The organism is Mangrovibacterium lignilyticum (genome assembly GCF_010882175.1).
Classification (GTDB): Bacteria; Bacteroidota; Bacteroidia; order Bacteroidales; family Prolixibacteraceae; genus Mangrovibacterium; species Mangrovibacterium lignilyticum.
In genome coordinates this window covers 995,757-1,012,542 of the sequence record NZ_WKLH01000001.1, presented here as the reverse complement: position 1 = coordinate 1,012,542, position 16,786 = coordinate 995,757, and the positions used below count along the sequence as shown (strand labels likewise).

Genomic DNA, 16,786 nt, shown 5'->3' with positions numbered 1-16,786 from the left:
ATATTCCCGAATTGCATTTATATTCATGGCCGAGAAACGAAATATTTCTTTTTTGAAAAACTTTTGATAATGATGAAGAAACTAAGAAAACGTGCGTTAACGAACGTATCTCTATTTGTGCTGGCGAGTGTTATGTTTGCGTGCAACTCAAAGCAAGCCAGGCCAGTTGAAGCAATTTATGAGCCGACCTGGGAGTCACTGGCCAAACACAATACGCAACCCGAATGGTTTAAGGATGCCAAGCTGGGAATCTATTTTCATTGGGGAATTTACTCTGTGCCTGCTTATGATTCTGAGTGGTACCCAGCGTGGATGTATTACACCAACCTCGATAAAAATGAATGGGGAGCAGGCGTGCACGAGCACCATGTTGATACCTACGGAGCCGATTTCGATTATCATGATTTCATACCCCAGTTCAAAGCCGAGCACTTCGATGCGGCCGAGTGGGGTGGACTATTTCAACAAGCTGGAGCCCGGTTTGCGGGTCTGGTTGCGGAGCATCACGATGGTTTTGCGATGTGGGATAGTGAGAATAACCAGTGGAATGCCGCCGCCATGGGACCGCACAAGGATATTGCGGGGGAGCTATTGGCAGAACTCAAGAAGCGGGATTTAAAAACCATAACAACCTTTCATCACGCCCGCAATTTGCAACGCTATGCGAATGATAGCACTCATTGGGCCAATAGTGGCAACGTGGGCAACGACAGTCATTATGCCTACGACCCGAACGCGGTAACCAGTACGAAGGATGAAAAGCTGAAGTACCTGTACGGGAACATCCCCGCCGAAGAGTTTTATGATCGTTGGTTGGGACAGGTTGATGAGGTGGTTGATAAATATGGGCCTGACCTGATTTGGTTTGATTCATGGTTGGATAAAATCCCGGAGGAATACCGGCAAAAGATGTTGGCTCACCATTACAATAAAGCAGTGAGCCGAGGTCAGGAGCCAATCGCCTTCTACAAGCAGGAGGATCTGCCCGATAGTGTTGCGCTAATTGATATTGAACAGGGTGGCAAAACGGAAATCGCGGACAAATACTGGTTAACAGACATCACGATTAGCGATGGCAGCTGGTGTTACACCAACGGATTGAAATACAAAAAGGCTGATCTTATCATCCGTAATATGATCGATGTATGGAGTAAAAAGGGAGTGGTTTTGTTGAATGTATCACCGATGGCCAACGGGATTATTCCGCAGGAGCAGCAAGAGGTGCTGATGACGATTGGAGACTGGATTAAACAGCATGAAGAAGCAGTGTACAATACACGCGTGCATTCAGTGTATGGTTATGGGGCTGCCGCATTCGAGAAAGGGCATTTTGGCGGTCAATCAGCGACTATGAAATACACGAAGGATGATATTCGGTTCAGCAAATCGAAAGATGGAAAAACCTTGTATGTTTATTTGCTGGGCTTCCCCGAGGCGAATAAGGAAATCGAGTTGGAACACGTTTTTGAAACCAACCCGGGGCAGGACATCAAAGGTGTCCGTGTTGTTGGAAGTGGCGTTGATCTGAAATGGTCTGCCAACGAGAATAAACTAAAGGTGACAACACCCGGTGCAGAAGCAATGAATGAAATTGCGACTGTTCTCAAAGTTGAGTTTATATAGCGAATCAATACGATGCAAGTTAAGGCGGGGTGAGGTTTCCTATCGCCTTTGCTTGCATTGCTCTTTAATAAAATAGTGCGGGAACATTGGTTCCGCTTTGTTTGAAGAAGGTTGAATTCGCCGGTTTCTGTTTTTAAGCCCGCTTGCCTCGTCCGCGATACATGTAGTAAGTCATCACCAGTTCCAATGCCCGTTTAATCGCGTGGTTAATCTGCAGTTGCTGATTTGCCAGTGAAAAGTCAATGGCTGCAAGCTGCATGTAGTATTCGCTCATAACCGGTGCTTTGGTCAACTGTTTGCTCGTAAGCTGAATGTAAGGCGGGCTTTCTTTGATGGTTTTGCACGTTATCATGCGGTTTTGACTTAGTTTGTCGCGATTGGTCGAGAAGCCAAACAGGCGGCAAATCAACCCGCGGTAAGCGTAAGCGGTGCATCCACCGGGGGTGTTTCCCAAAGCTGAGAATAAAATGCAAAGATCATTCCCCTGAATCTGGTCTAATCGGTCGTAAAATTCGTCGGCCCGTCCTTCCTTGAGAAGTTGGTAGGCGAGGGGGAAGAATTCCAAAGGACTGGCACTGATGTCTTTTTTCAGGCAACAAAGATGACACTTGGATCCACAGGAGATACCACTTTGGGCGCTAAACTTTTCGGTGTGCAAAGCTGCATTCTTCAGGAGTTTTTGCACGCGTTGAATTTTCCGGTACATAGAAATTTACGCACAACTGATTTTAAGTAAAGTACAATGGTTAATGAGAATCGATCGCGGGATGAACGTCCCTTGATAGTGCGGTAAAACTAGTAAATAGTTGAATTTATTATTCGAATGACTAAAAAAATATTTACTCATTTTCGATTAGAATCGGAAATAAATAAAGGGTTGAATTTCAGCGCTCGATACGGCTTGAATGAGCAAGGCAAGTAACACGGAGATGATAATTTGAACGGTGATGTGTTGGCGAATGAACAACCCGCGGATTTTTTCTTTGGCATCATACGGAAACCAGATCAGTATAAAGCCCAGGAGCAAGACCAGTAGGGTTGGAAGATAGGCCACCAGTCCTTCCTGGTTTAAGTGTGGAATAAAATGTTGGCGAAGCTGGTAGAAAATCCGGTAAATGGTTTCCTGATCAGACGCTCTGAAAAATACCCAGGCTAAACTAACAAGCTGAAAGGTCACAAAGACAGCGATAAAACGGCGGAATTTGTTGGGGCGAATACTGCTCTTGCTGACTTTTTGGAAGAGCTTTTCAAGGGACAAGCCTATCCCGTGAATTCCTCCCCAAATAATGAACCGCCAGCTGGCACCATGCCACAGGCCTCCCAGCACCATGGTGATGATCAGGTTGAGGTGTGTCCTGAAATTTCCTTTTCGGTTTCCGCCCAGCGGAATGTACAGGTAATCGCGTAGCCAAAGGGAAAGCGAAATGTGCCAGCGATGCCAAAAGTCGGTAAGACTGTTGGCGCAATATGGTGCATTAAAGTTGACCGGTATTTTGTACCCCAGGATCAACGCCAACCCGATTGCAATGTCGGTGTAACCCGAAAAATCGCAGTAAATCTGGATCGAGTAGCCATAAATGCCCAGCAGGTTCTCCAGCCCGGAATAAGCTCCGGGAGCTTCAAAAATACGATCGACAAAATTGAGCGCCAAAAAATCGGCAATCACCATCTTTTTAAACAATCCTTTCAGAATCAGAAATACGGCATGACTCAGTTCTTTGTTGGTCAGGCGATATTTTTGGTAGAGTTGAGGAATGAATGCAGCAGCCCGGACGATTGGCCCGGCAACCAGTTGCGGGAAAAAGCTTAGGTAGAAGCTAAAGTCTAGCGGATTTCGAACAGCCTCGACTCTTTGGTAGCGAACATCAGAAAGGTAACTGATTGCTTGGAAGGTATAGAACGAAATTCCGATTGGCAGCACAATGGAATGCACATCAGCCACCCCTTCGGATAGTTGATTCAGGATCCACCCCAGCCAATTAAAGACTTGGTAGTTGGTGTCGAAAAGCAGGTTGGCCGTGTCGGCAAAAAAGTAGCTGTATTTGAAGTAAACAAGTAAAAGTAGGTTGAAGCTGACAGCCGAAATCAACCAGAATCTGGTTTTTCTGCGGCGGTCGATCAGCAGGCCGAATCCATAATTGAACAGGCACGAAAAAATAAGCAGCGAGAGGAAAGCCCCGTTCATTTGGTAATAAATGTACCAGCTGATTACCAACAGGTAGCTGTTGCGTAAAATGCTTTTTTGGTACACAATGGAATAGAAGGCGAGGGTAAAGGCAAAAACAACCCAGAAAGCAATACCCGTGTAAAACATCGGATTATCGGCTTGGTAGCTGATGAGTTGCCGGATTATTTTGCTTAGTTGTTCTTCCATGCTGTCAGCTGGCTGTATTCGATTTCATTAATTAATATCCGGGCTAGTTCCCGGCCAACTTGTTCCGCTCCCGCTGCAGAAAAGTGGATGTAATCTTTCCGGCCGAGTGGCGGTTCTGTATTCACCCAGCGAATCATGCTTCCCGGGCCACCCATATAGTTTTCCAGATCCCAAAAGGCGCAGCCGTTTTTCATGGCCAGCTCGAGCTGAATTTGCTTAATCTGGTTGATATTTTCGTATGACACGAACTCGCCTTCAACCCGATGAGCCATATCCGAAACGCCAATAATCAGAATAGATGCGTCGGGGCGCAACTGACGAATCAGGTTGATTTGCCGGTTGAGCTGATATCGGAAGGCTTTATAGTTCTCGGAGAAGTAGGGGACAACATTAACCCCAAAGTGTAAGATGAAAAGCGACGGTTGAAGTTTATCGGACATTTGCTTCAGGCTAGCCCTGTCCGACGAGCTGAACGGCGGGTAAGAAAGCCCCCTCAGCGCAATATTATCAACAAATACGCCCGTTTCACTTTCCAGCGAAAGTCCGGTTACCCATAGGCTGTCGTTGGTCGAAAAGCTCAGCTTTAAATCGTCCGGTGTTTCGTTGAATGACATTTTAAATTCCTGAACCTGATCGATCGTATCGATTTGAGTTTGAAAAACAGGTTGGGCCGAATTGGACAGTTCCACCCGGCTGTTATCGGAGCAATACAGGAAAAAACGAAGTTGGTTGTAATCTGCCTGCGGATCGAGGAAGCGAAGCCGGTTAATCCTGAACCACGCAGGTTCATCACCTGAAACTGTCAGGGCATTCCGAAAAACGATGCTTCGGTTCTCGCCTCTCATTTCTTTAATGGTCAGGTTTTGCCAGTTGTCGGAGAGGGTCATAATCAATTGATGCGGCGGATTGTAATATTGATCGGGAGCAATCAGTCCCGGGCCTTTCCCGCCGTATCGGGCTTGAAAGCTTTTTCGCAAAGCGGACGTGATGTGATCGCCCTCAATTTGAGAGTCGCCGTAATAAAAGATCCGGACTTGTTGTTTTGTGCCCGGCAAGCTGTGCAAACGTTCGGTTAAGGCTGTGAACCGAACGGAATCCGTTGGCGCAAAAATTAGATCGTCAAAGGATATGATCTCTGCTTTGACAGAGTCGGCTTCAAGAACATCGGATAATAAAAGAAGGCTGTCGCTGTGGGCAATCGAGTCGAGTTCCTGAAATTCAGGGATCGAATCTTCGTCATTTAAAAGCGCTTCGATGGGTGCTTGGGAAATGGGCACATGCAATTGTTCCTGACTTCTTTTTAAACGGTAAAAAGAAACCAGGAACAAAAGGGATAAAACACTTACCAGGAATAAAAAGGCCCGAACAGGTTTCATACAAGCAATTTCGTCTTCGCTAAATGTAGTACGAAATTCGGGTCTTTGCAAATCAATTCATTAACAATAAGCTTTAGCTCTTGGGTTGAATTTTCAGCTTTTGACCCGGCTTAATTGTGTTGCTCGAAATGTTGTTGAGGTGTTTAATGTCTTCGTTGGATACCCCCGGAAAACGTCGTGCAATCGACCATAGTGAGTCGCCACTTCTGACGGTATAGTAAACGAATTTTCCATCGCTGCTTACCTGGGCAGAAGAACTAGCTTGCTGCGTCACTTTTACACTGCCTGACTGTGCGTATTGTTCTCCTTTTCCGGCAGGAACATAAACGACCACTTTTTGTCCGATACGAATCAGGTTGCGGTGGATGTTATTCCAGTAACGCAGGTCGTTGATCCGAACATGGAAACGATTGGCGATGTACCCAAGGTTGTCACCCGATTTTACCGTATAAACAATGCGATCTTTTCCGTTAACATCAGCCACATAGGTTCCGCGTTCTTTCGGAACCAGAACTTCGTTATTGGGGAAGAATGTATCACGACGGAGCGCATAAACCTCTTCTTCCATGTCGATGAATTCTGCAATTTTTTCCAAAGGCAGACGCAGCGTATACGGCTTGTTCTCCTTCGCCGGAATAATGTCCAGGCGATATTGCGGGTTCAAACTTTGCAACTCTGCCATCGGGATATTCAGTGTCTCCGAAATCTGAGTGAAGTGTACATAGTTGCGAACCTGGATGGTATCTGTAACAATTGGGAAATCCGGATAACGGGGGTGCAGGTTGTGTTTCTGGTAATTATTCATCACGTAGGCCGCTGCAATGAAAGCAGGGACATAACCGCGGGTTTCGCGCGGCAGGTAATAGTAAATTGCCCAGTAATCGCGGGCGCCACCGGCACGACGAATTGCTTTGTTAACATTGCCGGGTCCACAGTTATAGGCTGCAATAACCAGGTGCCAGTTTTTGTAAATCTTATACAGATCATTCAAATACCTAGCAGCTGCTGCGGATGATTTTTCCGGATCGCGACGTTCGTCAACAAAAGTGCCGATATCCAATTTGTACATTTTCCCGGTGCCGTACATGAACTGCCAAAGTCCTACAGCATTGGCACGTGAGCGTGCTGTCGGGTTCAGTGCCGATTCAATAATTGGCATGTATTTGAGTTCTTGCGGCAAGTTATATTTGTCCAATTCTTCTTCAATAATCGGGAAATAAAAGCTTGAAAGCCCCAGAATAACCTCAGTCAGCTGTTGACGGCGTTGCGTGTACAAATCAATAAAGTTCTTAACTGTTTTATTGAATGACAGGTCAACAAACGAATCGATATTTTGTAGTCGTTGAATATAAACGGAGTCGGGGAGAGATGCCAATTCAGAACTTTCAGTTTCGTTCTCGAAAAAGTTGACGTCGTAAGAGTTTTGAACGTACCAGGAATGGTATAAACTGTCCATTTGCTCGGCGAACAGGTCATTCAGGTTTTCATCAGGATAAGCATAAACGGAGGTGTATCCGTTGATGGTGTCCAATGACAGAACCTCGATACGCTTAATTTGTTTTAAACTGGTTTTATCCGTTCGCTCGGCTTTTACAGCCAAGCTACAGATGGTGCTTATTAGAAATAGTACAATCGCTTTCTTCATTCTTCCCCTTTAAAATCTAATTTGAACATTAATACCGGGGAATGCTTTACCAGCACTGTACATTGGGCCCGGTGCCCAGTTAAACGTCAGGTCATCCCCGATGTCGAAATCAAAAAAATGTGCGTCAACAGTTGCATCAATAATATTGAGTGCATAAAATGCAGCTGTCAAAATAATCATAAAATCCCGGTTTCTTCGCGCTGCATTTTTAGCGTTGTTCAACCGGGTTGTAAATTGAGTGACTTGACTGGCGTTATCCCAATCCCAATTTCCTTCAATAGCCAGATCTTTAAACGAATTCGTATTTGGGTCATCGTCAACGATATCAGAATAAGCTTGTTTGTATAACACGTAATAGTCGTTATTCCAGTTTATTCCATATCCAAAACCAATAAAACCTCCGTAAATTAGCGGAACCTTCCAGTATTTTTTATTGTAAATTTGCCCTAAGCCAGGAAGAACAGCAGAATAGATAGTCGCCTTTCGGGGCGAATGCTTCGGCTGCAATTCTGAAATAGGTACTGTATCAGCTTCAAACTCGACTTGAGCAAATGAACAAAATCCTGTCACCAAAAACAGGACTAGCAATACGAATATTCTTAAATGCCTCAATTTTCTGTTTGTTTGAAATCGTTTAGCGGCCCAATTTGTCCAGAATACCCATAATTCGTTCCAAGTCTTTGGTGGATCCAAATGGGATAACGATTTTTCCTTTTCCTTTATTGTTGAGAGCGAAGTCAACTTTTGTATCGAAAAAATTGCTCAGGTGCTGTTTCAGTTCACCATATTCCTGAGGGTATTTTTCGTTCTTCGGGCTGGCTTCTTTTTCTTCAGTTTCCGGCTCTTGCGAGTTTAGGTTGCGGACAATCTCTTCAACTTTCCGAACGGAGAGATCCTCATCCAGAATCAACTCATAAATTGATAATTGATCTTCCGGATTTGGAATATTTACCAATGCGCGGGCATGTCCCATCGAAATGGTTTTATCAATAATGCCTTTTTGGATCAGTGTTGGCAGTCTCAGAAGACGTAAATAATTAGAAATCGTTGAACGTTTTTTACCGACGCGCTCGCTCAAAACTTCCTGAGTTAATTTACATTCTTCAATCAGCCGTTGGTAAGAAAGGGCAACTTCGATGGCATCTAAATCTTCACGCTGAATATTTTCAACCAGTGCCATTTCCAACATGCCATCGTCTTCAGCAACCCGAACGTAAGCAGGAACGGTTGTTAAGCCAGCCAGCTTTGATGCCCGAAAGCGACGTTCTCCGGCAATGATCTGGTATTTGCCATCAGTCACTTTGCGAAGAGTGATTGGCTGAATAATACCAAGCTCCTTTATTGAGGCTGAAAGTTCCTGTAAAGCTGATTCATCAAATTTCGTTCGTGGTTGAAAGGGATTGGCTTCAATGTTTTCAATTAAAATTTCGTTGATTGATGATGAGGTGGACGAATCCATTTGCTTGTCAGCATCATCAATTAGTGCGCCTAAACCTCTCCCTAATGCACTTCTTTTTGCCATATTATTTCTTACTCTATTCTTTTATTCAATTACTTTTTCCGAATTCTTGATCTTGGTAAGATCATTCTTTTGCAGAACTTCCCGAGCCAGATCCATGTAGCTGGTAGCTCCTTTCGAGCTGGCATCGTATAACACCGCGGGAATACCAAAACTTGGAGCCTCGCTTAGTTTGATGTTTCGGTTGATGAGCGTTTCAAAAACCATATCACCGAAATGGGTCCGTACTTCTTCCAAAACCTGGTTTGCCAAGTTTAAGCGAGAGTCGTACATGGTCAACAGGAAACCTTCAATTTCCAGTTCCGGGTTTAGTCGGGTTTGGATGATTTTGATCGTGTTCAACAGTTTTCCCAGACCTTCAAGAGCAAAGTATTCACACTGTACAGGAATGATAATTGAGTCGGCAGCGGTTAACGCGTTAACTGTTATCAGACCAAGGGAAGGGGAGCAGTCGATTAATACAAAATCGTAGTCATCGCGTACTTTGCTGATCACTGTTGAAAGAACTTTTTCACGGTTCGGTAAATTCAGCATTTCAATTTCCGCACCAACCAAATCGATATGCGAAGGAATCAGGTCGAGACCATTGATTTCTGATTTCAGAATGATATTTCTTGGATCTAAATCGTCGACAACACACTCGTAAATGCTTGTTTTCACATTTCTCACATCGAAGCCAATTCCGGAAGTGGCATTCGCTTGAGGGTCAGCGTCGATAATCAATACTTTCTTTTCTAAGACAGCCAAGCTGGCAGCCAGATTGATGGCTGTTGTAGTCTTTCCGACCCCTCCTTTTTGATTTGCTAAAGCGATTACTTTTCCCATAGGTTTTTCCTGTTTTTGCAGAGTTTCAAAGTTAATATTTTATGTGAAAATGCTTGTTAAGTTGAAAAATTAATCGATTAAAACCAGAAGAGCCGAACGGTCTTCTTCCATGAAGAAGGGATGTTTTATGGCTTTTTCGGTGAATGCAAAAATAACAATTTTTGAATGGCTAAGTTGGATTTACAAATTTTAACACCGCTTCGGGTTGGGTCACATTGGATCCACATCGGCGAAAACAATCAGATTCCCATTGTTGGGCTGGGCTTTGAGCGACTTAATCTCGTCTATTATTTTTGCTTTCGATTGTCCCAGCTTCTGATCTCGTTCCAATTTAATCCAGATCTCTTTCTGATACCAGGTTTGTATGCGGCCGACCAACGGGTATTCGGGGCCCAGAATATTGAAGCCAAACAGTTTTCGGAATTTTGTCGCCAGTTGGTTGGCCGACAGGTTCAACCGCTCCTTGTTCTTGTGTTTGAGGACTACTTTTACTAACCGAAAATAGGGCGGGTATTTGAAAAGCTGACGCTCTGCCATTTGCCGGTTGAAAAGTTGCATGAAATTATTCTCAACAAGCTCTTGTAAGACGGGGTGTTGGGGTTGGCTGGTTTGAATGATGACCTTGCCTTGTTTATTTTTTCGACCTGCTCGTCCGCTGACCTGAGCGATTAGCTGATAGGAGCGTTCATAGGAGCGAAAATCAGGGTAGTTGAGTAGTTGATCCGCGTTCAGTATGCCAACAACCCGTACATGGTCAAAATCGAGGCCTTTGGTAACCATCTGGGTGCCCACCAAAATGTCGATTTGTTTGCTTTCAAACTGGTAAATCAGACGCTCGTAAGCCTTTTTTGCGCGGGTGCTGTCCATGTCCATCCGGGCAATTCTGGCTTCAGGGAAAAGAAGCCCCAATTCTTCTTCAATTTTCTCGGTACCGAAGCCACGGGTTTTTATTTCTTCAGAATGACAATCAGGGCAGTTGCCGGGCAACGAATGCGTATGTCCGCAGTAGTGGCAAATCAGTGCCGACAGGTTTTTGTGATAGGTGAGGCTGACATCACAGTTTTTACATTTCGGAATCCAGCCGCAGGTGTTACATTGAATGTAGGGCGCAAAGCCGCGCCGGTTTTGAAACAAGATCACCTGTTCGTCATTTTTCAATGCGCTATCAACCGCTTCATACAAAGCAGGTGTAAGCAGCGACTTCATTTGTTTGCGGCGCGTTGCTTCACGAACATCGCTAATTTGCATCTCGGGCAAACTGATGTTTTGGTATCGCTCGGTTAGCTCAACCAACGCGTATTTCTTTGTTTTTACATTGAAGTAGCTCTCAAAAGATGGCGTTGCCGTTCCCAATATGACCTGTGCCCGGTGAATTTGTGCCAGTACAATAGCCAAATCACGTGCGTTGTAGCGAGGCGATGGATCGAACTGTTTGTAGCTGTTTTCGTGTTCTTCGTCAACAATAATCAGCCCGAGGTTGCGGAAGGGGAGTAAGGCTGCCGACCTTGCTCCAATGATTATATGGAACGATTTCTCCCGTTCGTGCAAGGTGTTCATCCAAATCTCTACCCGCTCGCCATCATTGAAACGAGAGTGGTAAATACCGGCTTTGTCACCGAAAGCCCGCTTGAGCCGGTTGATCAACTGGGTGGTTAAACCGATCTCTGGAACCAGGTAAAGAACTTGTTTTCCCAAGGCCAGCTGTTCTTCAATCAGTTTAATGTAAACTTCTGTTTTTCCGCTCGAGGTAACGCCGTGCAGAAGAACTGGCTTACCCGTTTTTGTTTGCTCTTTGATTTGCGTCAGGGCCTTGTTTTGAGCTTCGTTAAGCTCGAATATTTTTTGCTCGCCATTGCTGCTGAGATCCAATCGTCCGACTTCAATTTCCTGCACGTGCAGAAAATCTTTGTCTAACAGCGCTCGTAATACACTTTCGCTGATACCGCTTGTTTCCAATAGTTCTTTCTTGGAAAGATTGGATTTCTGCTCCGCATGATAAATCGTCTCTGTCAGAAAAAATTCCATTAACTGCAGCTGTTTCTTCGCTTTCGTCAGCGTATCCAGCGCTTGCGAAATGGCGGTCTCGTTTCCCAACTTTGGGTGAAGAAATATGAATGGCTGCATTTTGGCCGTGTACGAATCTTCCAACCTTTCTTCAATAACCACCGCGTTCTTTTCCAATAAAAGTTTCAACGTTGGAAGCGCCGATTTCTTCCCCAGGAACTTGTTGATTGATTGAATGTTGGTGTGTCCGTGTCCCTGAAGCATCAGCAACAGCGCTTCTTCTTCACCGGGAAGATCAACAGGTATTTTATAATTCGGATTGAAACTAACTTTGGTCTGGCTTTCCAGCTTTAAAGCGGAAGGAAGTGAGGCCTTATAAACTTCGCCTAGGGTGCAGCAGTAATAGTCAACCATCCATTCCCAAAGAATGATTTGGGCCGGAGTAACAACAGGTTCCTGATCCAGAATGGCATCAATATCTTTAATGTCAAATGAGCCAACCGGCATGTTGTTGTGCAGGCGATAAACAAGAGCAGAAAAGAATTTGCGGGCACCAAATTGCACAATTACCCGAACACCGACTTTAATGTTGACTTGAAAATCGGCTGGGACACGATAGGTGAATTGGTCACCAAGCGGCAGGGGCAATATGACATCGGCAAAGAGTTGTTCCGTCATGGTGGTACAAACTTCGCAAAATTTATCCAGTTAAGATGAATTGGGCCGCGATCTGTTAATAACTTCTTCAGCGGCGGGAGAGGAAAGAAAAAATCCCCGCTCGGCTGAACGGGGATTCACAATTAGATATTGATAAGCTTTTGGATGTGGATCAGATCCTCATCAATGCTATTATTCATTTTTACGGCTTTATTGAATGGCACATGGTCGATGATGAAGTTTTTAACCAATCCGATCATGATGCTTTTTTGGTCGTCCAACAAAGCTTCAACAGCGGCAACACCCATTTTAGTGGCTGCAATACGGTCACGTCCTGATGGTTTTCCACCGCGTTGGATATGCCCAAGGATAGACACCCGTACATCCAAATCCGGATAATTGGTCTCTACCTGTCCGGCAATTTTAATTACCCGTCCGGTTTGACCACCTTCAGCAACAATTACAATTCCGCTTCGGTCTTTTTCTTTATAACCCTTTTTCAGGAATTGTTCCAATTCCAGTTCAAGCGTTTTTGCTTCCGGAATCAGAATTGCTTCAGCACCAACAGCGATCCCGGCACTCAAGGCCAGCAGGCCTGCTTCGCGCCCCATTACTTCAATAAAGAAGATGCGTTCATGCGAACTGGCTGTGTGGCGGATTTTGTCCACAGCTTCAACAACGGTGTTCAGCGCAGTGTCGTAGCCAATGGTGTAATCCGTTCCGTACATGTCGTTGTCGATTGTTCCGGGAATTCCAACAAAAGGAATGTCATAATCCTGTGAAAAGATGAGTGCTCCGGTGAAGGAACCATCGCCTCCGATAACAACGCACGCATCAATGCCTTCTTTCTTCAGGTTCTGATAGGCTTTTTCACGACCTGCTTCAGTCCGGAATTCGGCGCTTCGTGCTGTTTTCAGAATTGTTCCTCCACGGTGGAGGATTCCGCTCACACTTCTGGATTTCAACGGAATAAAATCTCCGTCGATCATTCCCTGGTACCCGTGACGGATACCGACTACTTTTAATTTGTTTGCGATGGCCGCACGTGTTACGGCCCTAATAGCGGCATTCATGCCGGGAGCATCTCCACCTGAGGTGAATACGCCTATTTTTTCAAGCTTTTTGCGTTTCATATTACAGCTTTTACTCTTGGTTCCACAATTATCATCCCGCGTATTCTTTCAATTCAGAGGCAGCCAACCTCCTCTAGACAGCATAAAATTTAGTAATAGGGTCGTTTTCTAGTAGTATTGAGCAATCGATTGCGCAAATCTAATATTTCCAAAGATATCTACCACGCTTTATGCTGTATAATATATTTGAGCCGGCAAAGTAAAGCTGATTTTAGGAGCGGTTTAATCTACGGGCCTAAAAAACGATGAAGCTTAATGTTGGCTTAATCTAGTGACAAAGTGTCGGCGATTTCCTGCATTAGCCATCTCGGTGTTGATGTGGCTCCTGTTATGCCGACGCTTTGGTATCCTGTGTGCCATTCCGGTCTCAGTTCGGTTTTATCGGATACAAAGTGGCTGTTGGGGTTAATTGATTGGCAAACCTTGAACAGAGCTTTGCCGTTCGAACTTTTTTGGCCACTTACAAAGATGATAACATCATGCTGAGCAGCGAATTCTTTCATTCTTGGAACACGATGGGCTACCTGTCGACAGATCGTATCTTTGATTGCGGTTTCAGCATTGGCCTGCTGTTTAATTTGCGCGGTTAGCTTGTGGAAGTCTTCGAGCGACTTGGTGGTTTGTGAAAAAACAAGGGTTGGTCGTTCCGGATCTATTTTGTGCAAGTCATCTTCATTTTCGATGATGATTGCTTGATTTCCGGTTTGTCCGTTCAGTCCGGCTATTTCGGCATGGCCTTTTTTGCCCAGTAAAACTAATTGTCCGTTTTTAGCTTGAATGTCGCTAAATCCTTTTCGTACGCGTTGTTGCAGTTTTAGCACAACCGGGCAAGTTCCATCCAGCAGTTCGATGCTGTTGGCCTTTGCGTATTCGTATGTCTTAGGAGGTTCTCCATGGGCACGAAGCAGAACTTTGCAGTTTTTCAGGCTGAAGTATTTCTCGTGATCGATGGTATGCATGCCCATTTTCTCCAGGCGCTTTACTTCCTGGTGGTTGTGTACAATATCGCCGAGGCAGTAAATTTGTTCACCTTTGGCGAGTGCTTTTTCTGCTTTTTCGATGGCGCTAACTACGCCGAAGCAAAAACCCGATCTATCATCAATCACTACTTTCATACAAAAACTCCAAGTTCCAAAATTCAAATTCTAAGCCGGGATATTGGTGGCTAAGCGCTGATCATTTGTTGAATTTGCTGCATCACCCAATCCAGCTGTTCTTCGCGTGTTATATCACTGTTGTCGAGAATCAGTGCATCATCTGCTTGTTTCAGAGGACTGATCTCACGGCTCGAATCGATTCTGTCGCGTTCAATCACATTAGCCAAAATTTCGTCGAAACTAACCAGTTGCCCTTTGGCTGTCAACTCATCGTAGCGTCGCTGTGCGCGAACTTCCGGCCGGGCAGTCATGAAAATCTTCAGTTCTGCTTCCGGAAAAACAACCGTGCCAATATCTCGGCCGTCCATCACGATGCCCTTATTTTTCCCCATTTCCTGTTGCAGTGCAACCATGGCTTCACGCACCTGACCAATGGTGGCAACGGGACTCACATGTTGAGAAACGGGCAGTTGGCGAATCTCTTCTTCAATATTTTCCCCATTCAAATAAGTCTCGTTACGCGAATTTTCAGGACTAAGGCGAAAATCAATTTTTATTTCCCCGAGACGATCGATCAATGCTTGTTCGTCGACTTGCTCGTCGGCAGCCAGCTTGTTGCGCAGGGCAAAAAGGGTAACTGCCCGGTACATCGCACCACTGTCAATGTAGATGTAGCCCAGTTCCTGGGCAATCTGTTTGGCTACGGTACTTTTCCCGCAGGAAGAATGGCCGTCGATGGCAATTATGATTTTGGGTTGAGTCGCTTTTTCCATGCGAGCAAATATAGGATTTTTGGCCGGAAGAGCGGCCAGAAAATTATTCACATTGGACCGTGTGAAACCCAAAACGGAAAGCGATCCTGTTCATTAAATAACGGGAATTGTTTCGAGGAAACCTGATGCCGTTCTGAATTAGCGGAGGCTGTTGTTCAGCCGGAAAGCAACTGAGAAATGGTTGCTCGACGAGGACAGGTGATAGCGCGCCGACCCGTAATCGATGCGGAACCGTTTAATCTGAAAACCGAATCCCCATGAAAATCCTACGGTCGATTTTTTGTCATTAAACATCAGCTCTTGCCGGCGTTGGAAGTTATAACCGGCGCGGATGTGGAAGTTTTCGGAGGGGAGTAACTCAACCCCCAACACAACATGGCGCATGAAGGCTTTGGTAAAGCTGTCTTTCTCAATGGTGGTTTCAAAGCCGTTGTCAACTTCTTCGTCCTGTGCCAGTCTCCAGCGCTGCAGATGCTGTAAGGTTGCTGACAGTCGAAAAGGTGCATGTGCCAGCCGTTGCGAGCCCCCCAGTTGAATGTCGAGTGGAATGCTTTCGCGGTCTCCGTTCTCGTAATAAGTCGTTATTTGCGTGCCCATGTTGCGAACAACCAAACCAATTGTGCTTAGTTCGTTGTCGCTGGTATATGCTGCTCCAAGATCAAAAGCGATGCCAACGGATTTGTAGGATTCGAACGACGAAAGGATCGGTTTTAGAGTTATACCCAGCTTGACTGCCTTTACCTGTTTTGACCAACTCGCCAGCAAGGCATATTCGGCAGCGCGAAACGATCCTTCCTTTTGTCCGGTCTCGTCAGCTTTAATAAAGTCTCCGTAATTGATGTAATGAATCCCGAAAGTCAAGGGACCGATTTTCTCGGTTTTGAGGGCGAATGCAGCATAGCCGTAGTTGACATCGGCAATGTAATTCACATAGTTCATCAGGACTGAACCGGCCATTTCATCATTGAGTAAAGCGGGATTATTGTAGGCGACATTCAAATCGGAATGATCATTCAGGGCTATCTGGTTTCCTCCCAAGGCAGCCATCTTGGCCGAGTTTGTCAGGTTCAGGAACTCGTAGGTCGACTCGCCGCCAATTTGAGCAACGACATGCACGCTCAAAATGAGTAAGGGAAGTACGAGGAGTTTTCTGAATTTCATACGGGGTTGCCTGTTCGTTCGCTCAAAGATATTTGTTTATTCGGGATGAAAAAATTCAATAGCAATGGAACGTTTTTACGCCGGCATTATTGTTACCATTCCTGTTTGGCCAGCTCTTTGGTAATCGCGAAGACAATCGGACAAACCTCACAGTTTTTCTGGCTGAGTTTCAGGATTTGATAAAAACGGCTACGGTCGGTGTGAGGGTATTCGCGACAGGCACGCGGACGGTTTTCGTAAACACAGCAGTAGTTGTCGGCCATCAGAAAAGGGCAGGGCGTTTGCTGAAAAACAAAATCATTGTCTTCGTCCTTGTAAAGGTAACTGGCAATAAAATCGGCAGATTTCATTTTCTGACTTTTGGCCAGGCGATCAGCGTCTTTATCGGTTACAATCGGACTGATGCTGGAGCAGCAGTTGGCACAATCCAGACAGTCGAATCGATCAAAGGCTTCGTTGTGCAATTGGTGAACCACTGAATCCAGATTTTTCGGTTTCTTCTTTCTCAATTTCTGAAACAACGCTGTAAATTCCTGTCGGTTGTTGGCCGTCATTTCTTTCAATTGTTCCGGTTTATAGTACAAGATTTTGTCCACTGC

The 16,786-nt window shown here is 45.2% G+C and carries 14 protein-coding genes; 1 reads left to right on the top strand and 13 read right to left on the bottom strand.

Going from position 1 to position 16,786, the window contains the following annotated elements:
- Nucleotides 1-69: 69 nt before the first annotated feature.
- Nucleotides 70-1,623 (top strand): alpha-L-fucosidase, encoded by a 1,554-nt coding sequence (locus GJV22_RS04160; RefSeq protein WP_205461743.1) that lies wholly within the window; start codon nt 70-72, stop codon nt 1,621-1,623.
- Between the two features lie 133 nt (nt 1,624-1,756).
- On the opposite strand, the gene GJV22_RS04155 is transcribed toward GJV22_RS04160, so the two are convergent.
- The 13 genes from GJV22_RS04155 to GJV22_RS04095 form a co-directional block, all read right to left on the bottom strand.
- Nucleotides 1,757-2,329 (bottom strand): YkgJ family cysteine cluster protein, encoded by a 573-nt coding sequence (locus tag GJV22_RS04155; RefSeq protein WP_163709099.1) that lies wholly within the window; start codon nt 2,327-2,329, stop codon nt 1,757-1,759.
- 147 nt (nt 2,330-2,476) lie between these two features.
- Complete coding sequence (locus GJV22_RS04150; protein ID WP_163709096.1) at nt 2,477-3,997, bottom strand: MBOAT family O-acyltransferase; 1,521 nt, start codon at nt 3,995-3,997, stop codon at nt 2,477-2,479.
- Complete coding sequence (locus tag GJV22_RS04145; protein WP_163709094.1) at nt 3,982-5,373, bottom strand: GDSL-type esterase/lipase family protein; 1,392 nt, start codon at nt 5,371-5,373, stop codon at nt 3,982-3,984. Before GJV22_RS04145 ends, GJV22_RS04150 begins: the two co-directional genes overlap by 16 nt.
- A 73-nt stretch (nt 5,374-5,446) precedes the next feature.
- Nucleotides 5,447-7,018 (bottom strand): LysM peptidoglycan-binding domain-containing protein, encoded by a 1,572-nt coding sequence (locus tag GJV22_RS04140; protein ID WP_163709091.1) that lies wholly within the window; start codon nt 7,016-7,018, stop codon nt 5,447-5,449.
- A 9-nt stretch (nt 7,019-7,027) separates the two neighbouring features.
- Nucleotides 7,028-7,630: a DUF5683 domain-containing protein gene (locus tag GJV22_RS04135; protein WP_163709087.1), complete on the bottom strand. Its 603-nt coding sequence runs from the start codon at nt 7,628-7,630 to the stop codon at nt 7,028-7,030.
- Between the two features lie 22 nt (nt 7,631-7,652).
- Nucleotides 7,653-8,540, bottom strand: coding sequence for a ParB/RepB/Spo0J family partition protein (locus GJV22_RS04130; RefSeq protein WP_163709084.1), 888 nt, complete (start codon nt 8,538-8,540; stop codon nt 7,653-7,655).
- Nucleotides 8,541-8,561: 21 nt separating this feature from the next.
- Nucleotides 8,562-9,362, bottom strand: coding sequence for a ParA family protein (locus GJV22_RS04125; RefSeq protein WP_163709081.1), 801 nt, complete (start codon nt 9,360-9,362; stop codon nt 8,562-8,564).
- A 210-nt stretch (nt 9,363-9,572) separates the two neighbouring features.
- The gene (priA, locus tag GJV22_RS04120) at nt 9,573-12,044 is read right to left on the bottom strand and encodes a replication restart helicase PriA (RefSeq protein ID WP_163709078.1); all 2,472 of its coding nucleotides are present in this window, start codon (nt 12,042-12,044) and stop codon (nt 9,573-9,575) included.
- Between the two features lie 122 nt (nt 12,045-12,166).
- On the bottom strand, nt 12,167-13,156 hold the full coding sequence (pfkA, locus tag GJV22_RS04115; protein WP_163709075.1) for a 6-phosphofructokinase: 990 nt from the start codon (nt 13,154-13,156) through the stop codon (nt 12,167-12,169).
- Nucleotides 13,157-13,419: 263 nt separating this feature from the next.
- Nucleotides 13,420-14,271: a 4-hydroxy-3-methylbut-2-enyl diphosphate reductase gene (locus tag GJV22_RS04110; protein WP_163709073.1), complete on the bottom strand. Its 852-nt coding sequence runs from the start codon at nt 14,269-14,271 to the stop codon at nt 13,420-13,422.
- 50 nt (nt 14,272-14,321) lie between these two features.
- Nucleotides 14,322-15,026 carry a (d)CMP kinase gene (gene cmk / locus GJV22_RS04105; RefSeq protein ID WP_163709069.1) on the bottom strand — a complete coding sequence of 235 codons (705 nt, stop codon included), beginning with the start codon at nt 15,024-15,026 and terminating at the stop codon, nt 14,322-14,324.
- A 138-nt stretch (nt 15,027-15,164) separates the two neighbouring features.
- Nucleotides 15,165-16,187, bottom strand: a complete 1,023-nt coding sequence (porQ, locus tag GJV22_RS04100; protein WP_163709066.1) for a type IX secretion system protein PorQ — start codon at nt 16,185-16,187, stop codon at nt 15,165-15,167.
- Nucleotides 16,188-16,279: 92 nt separating this feature from the next.
- Nucleotides 16,280-16,783, bottom strand: a complete 504-nt coding sequence (locus GJV22_RS04095; RefSeq protein ID WP_238480273.1) for a YkgJ family cysteine cluster protein — start codon at nt 16,781-16,783, stop codon at nt 16,280-16,282.
- Nucleotides 16,784-16,786 lie beyond the last annotated feature (3 nt).

Bases quoted from the DNA above. Each gene is read 5' to 3' on its own strand.
- GJV22_RS04160 (WP_205461743.1), top strand. From the start codon at position 70: ATGATGAAGAAACTAAGAAAACGTGCGTTAACGAACGTATCTCTATTT.
- GJV22_RS04155 (WP_163709099.1), bottom strand. From the start codon at position 2,329: ATGTACCGGAAAATTCAACGCGTGCAAAAACTCCTGAAGAATGCAGCT.
- GJV22_RS04150 (WP_163709096.1), bottom strand. From the start codon at position 3,997: ATGGAAGAACAACTAAGCAAAATAATCCGGCAACTCATCAGCTACCAA.
- GJV22_RS04145 (WP_163709094.1), bottom strand. From the start codon at position 5,373: ATGAAACCTGTTCGGGCCTTTTTATTCCTGGTAAGTGTTTTATCCCTT.
- GJV22_RS04140 (WP_163709091.1), bottom strand. From the start codon at position 7,018: ATGAAGAAAGCGATTGTACTATTTCTAATAAGCACCATCTGTAGCTTG.
- GJV22_RS04130 (WP_163709084.1), bottom strand. From the start codon at position 8,540: ATGGCAAAAAGAAGTGCATTAGGGAGAGGTTTAGGCGCACTAATTGAT.
- GJV22_RS04125 (WP_163709081.1), bottom strand. From the start codon at position 9,362: ATGGGAAAAGTAATCGCTTTAGCAAATCAAAAAGGAGGGGTCGGAAAG.
- priA (WP_163709078.1), bottom strand. From the start codon at position 12,044: ATGACGGAACAACTCTTTGCCGATGTCATATTGCCCCTGCCGCTTGGT.
- pfkA (WP_163709075.1), bottom strand. From the start codon at position 13,156: ATGAAACGCAAAAAGCTTGAAAAAATAGGCGTATTCACCTCAGGTGGA.
- GJV22_RS04110 (WP_163709073.1), bottom strand. From the start codon at position 14,271: ATGAAAGTAGTGATTGATGATAGATCGGGTTTTTGCTTCGGCGTAGTT.
- cmk (WP_163709069.1), bottom strand. From the start codon at position 15,026: ATGGAAAAAGCGACTCAACCCAAAATCATAATTGCCATCGACGGCCAT.
- porQ (WP_163709066.1), bottom strand. From the start codon at position 16,187: ATGAAATTCAGAAAACTCCTCGTACTTCCCTTACTCATTTTGAGCGTG.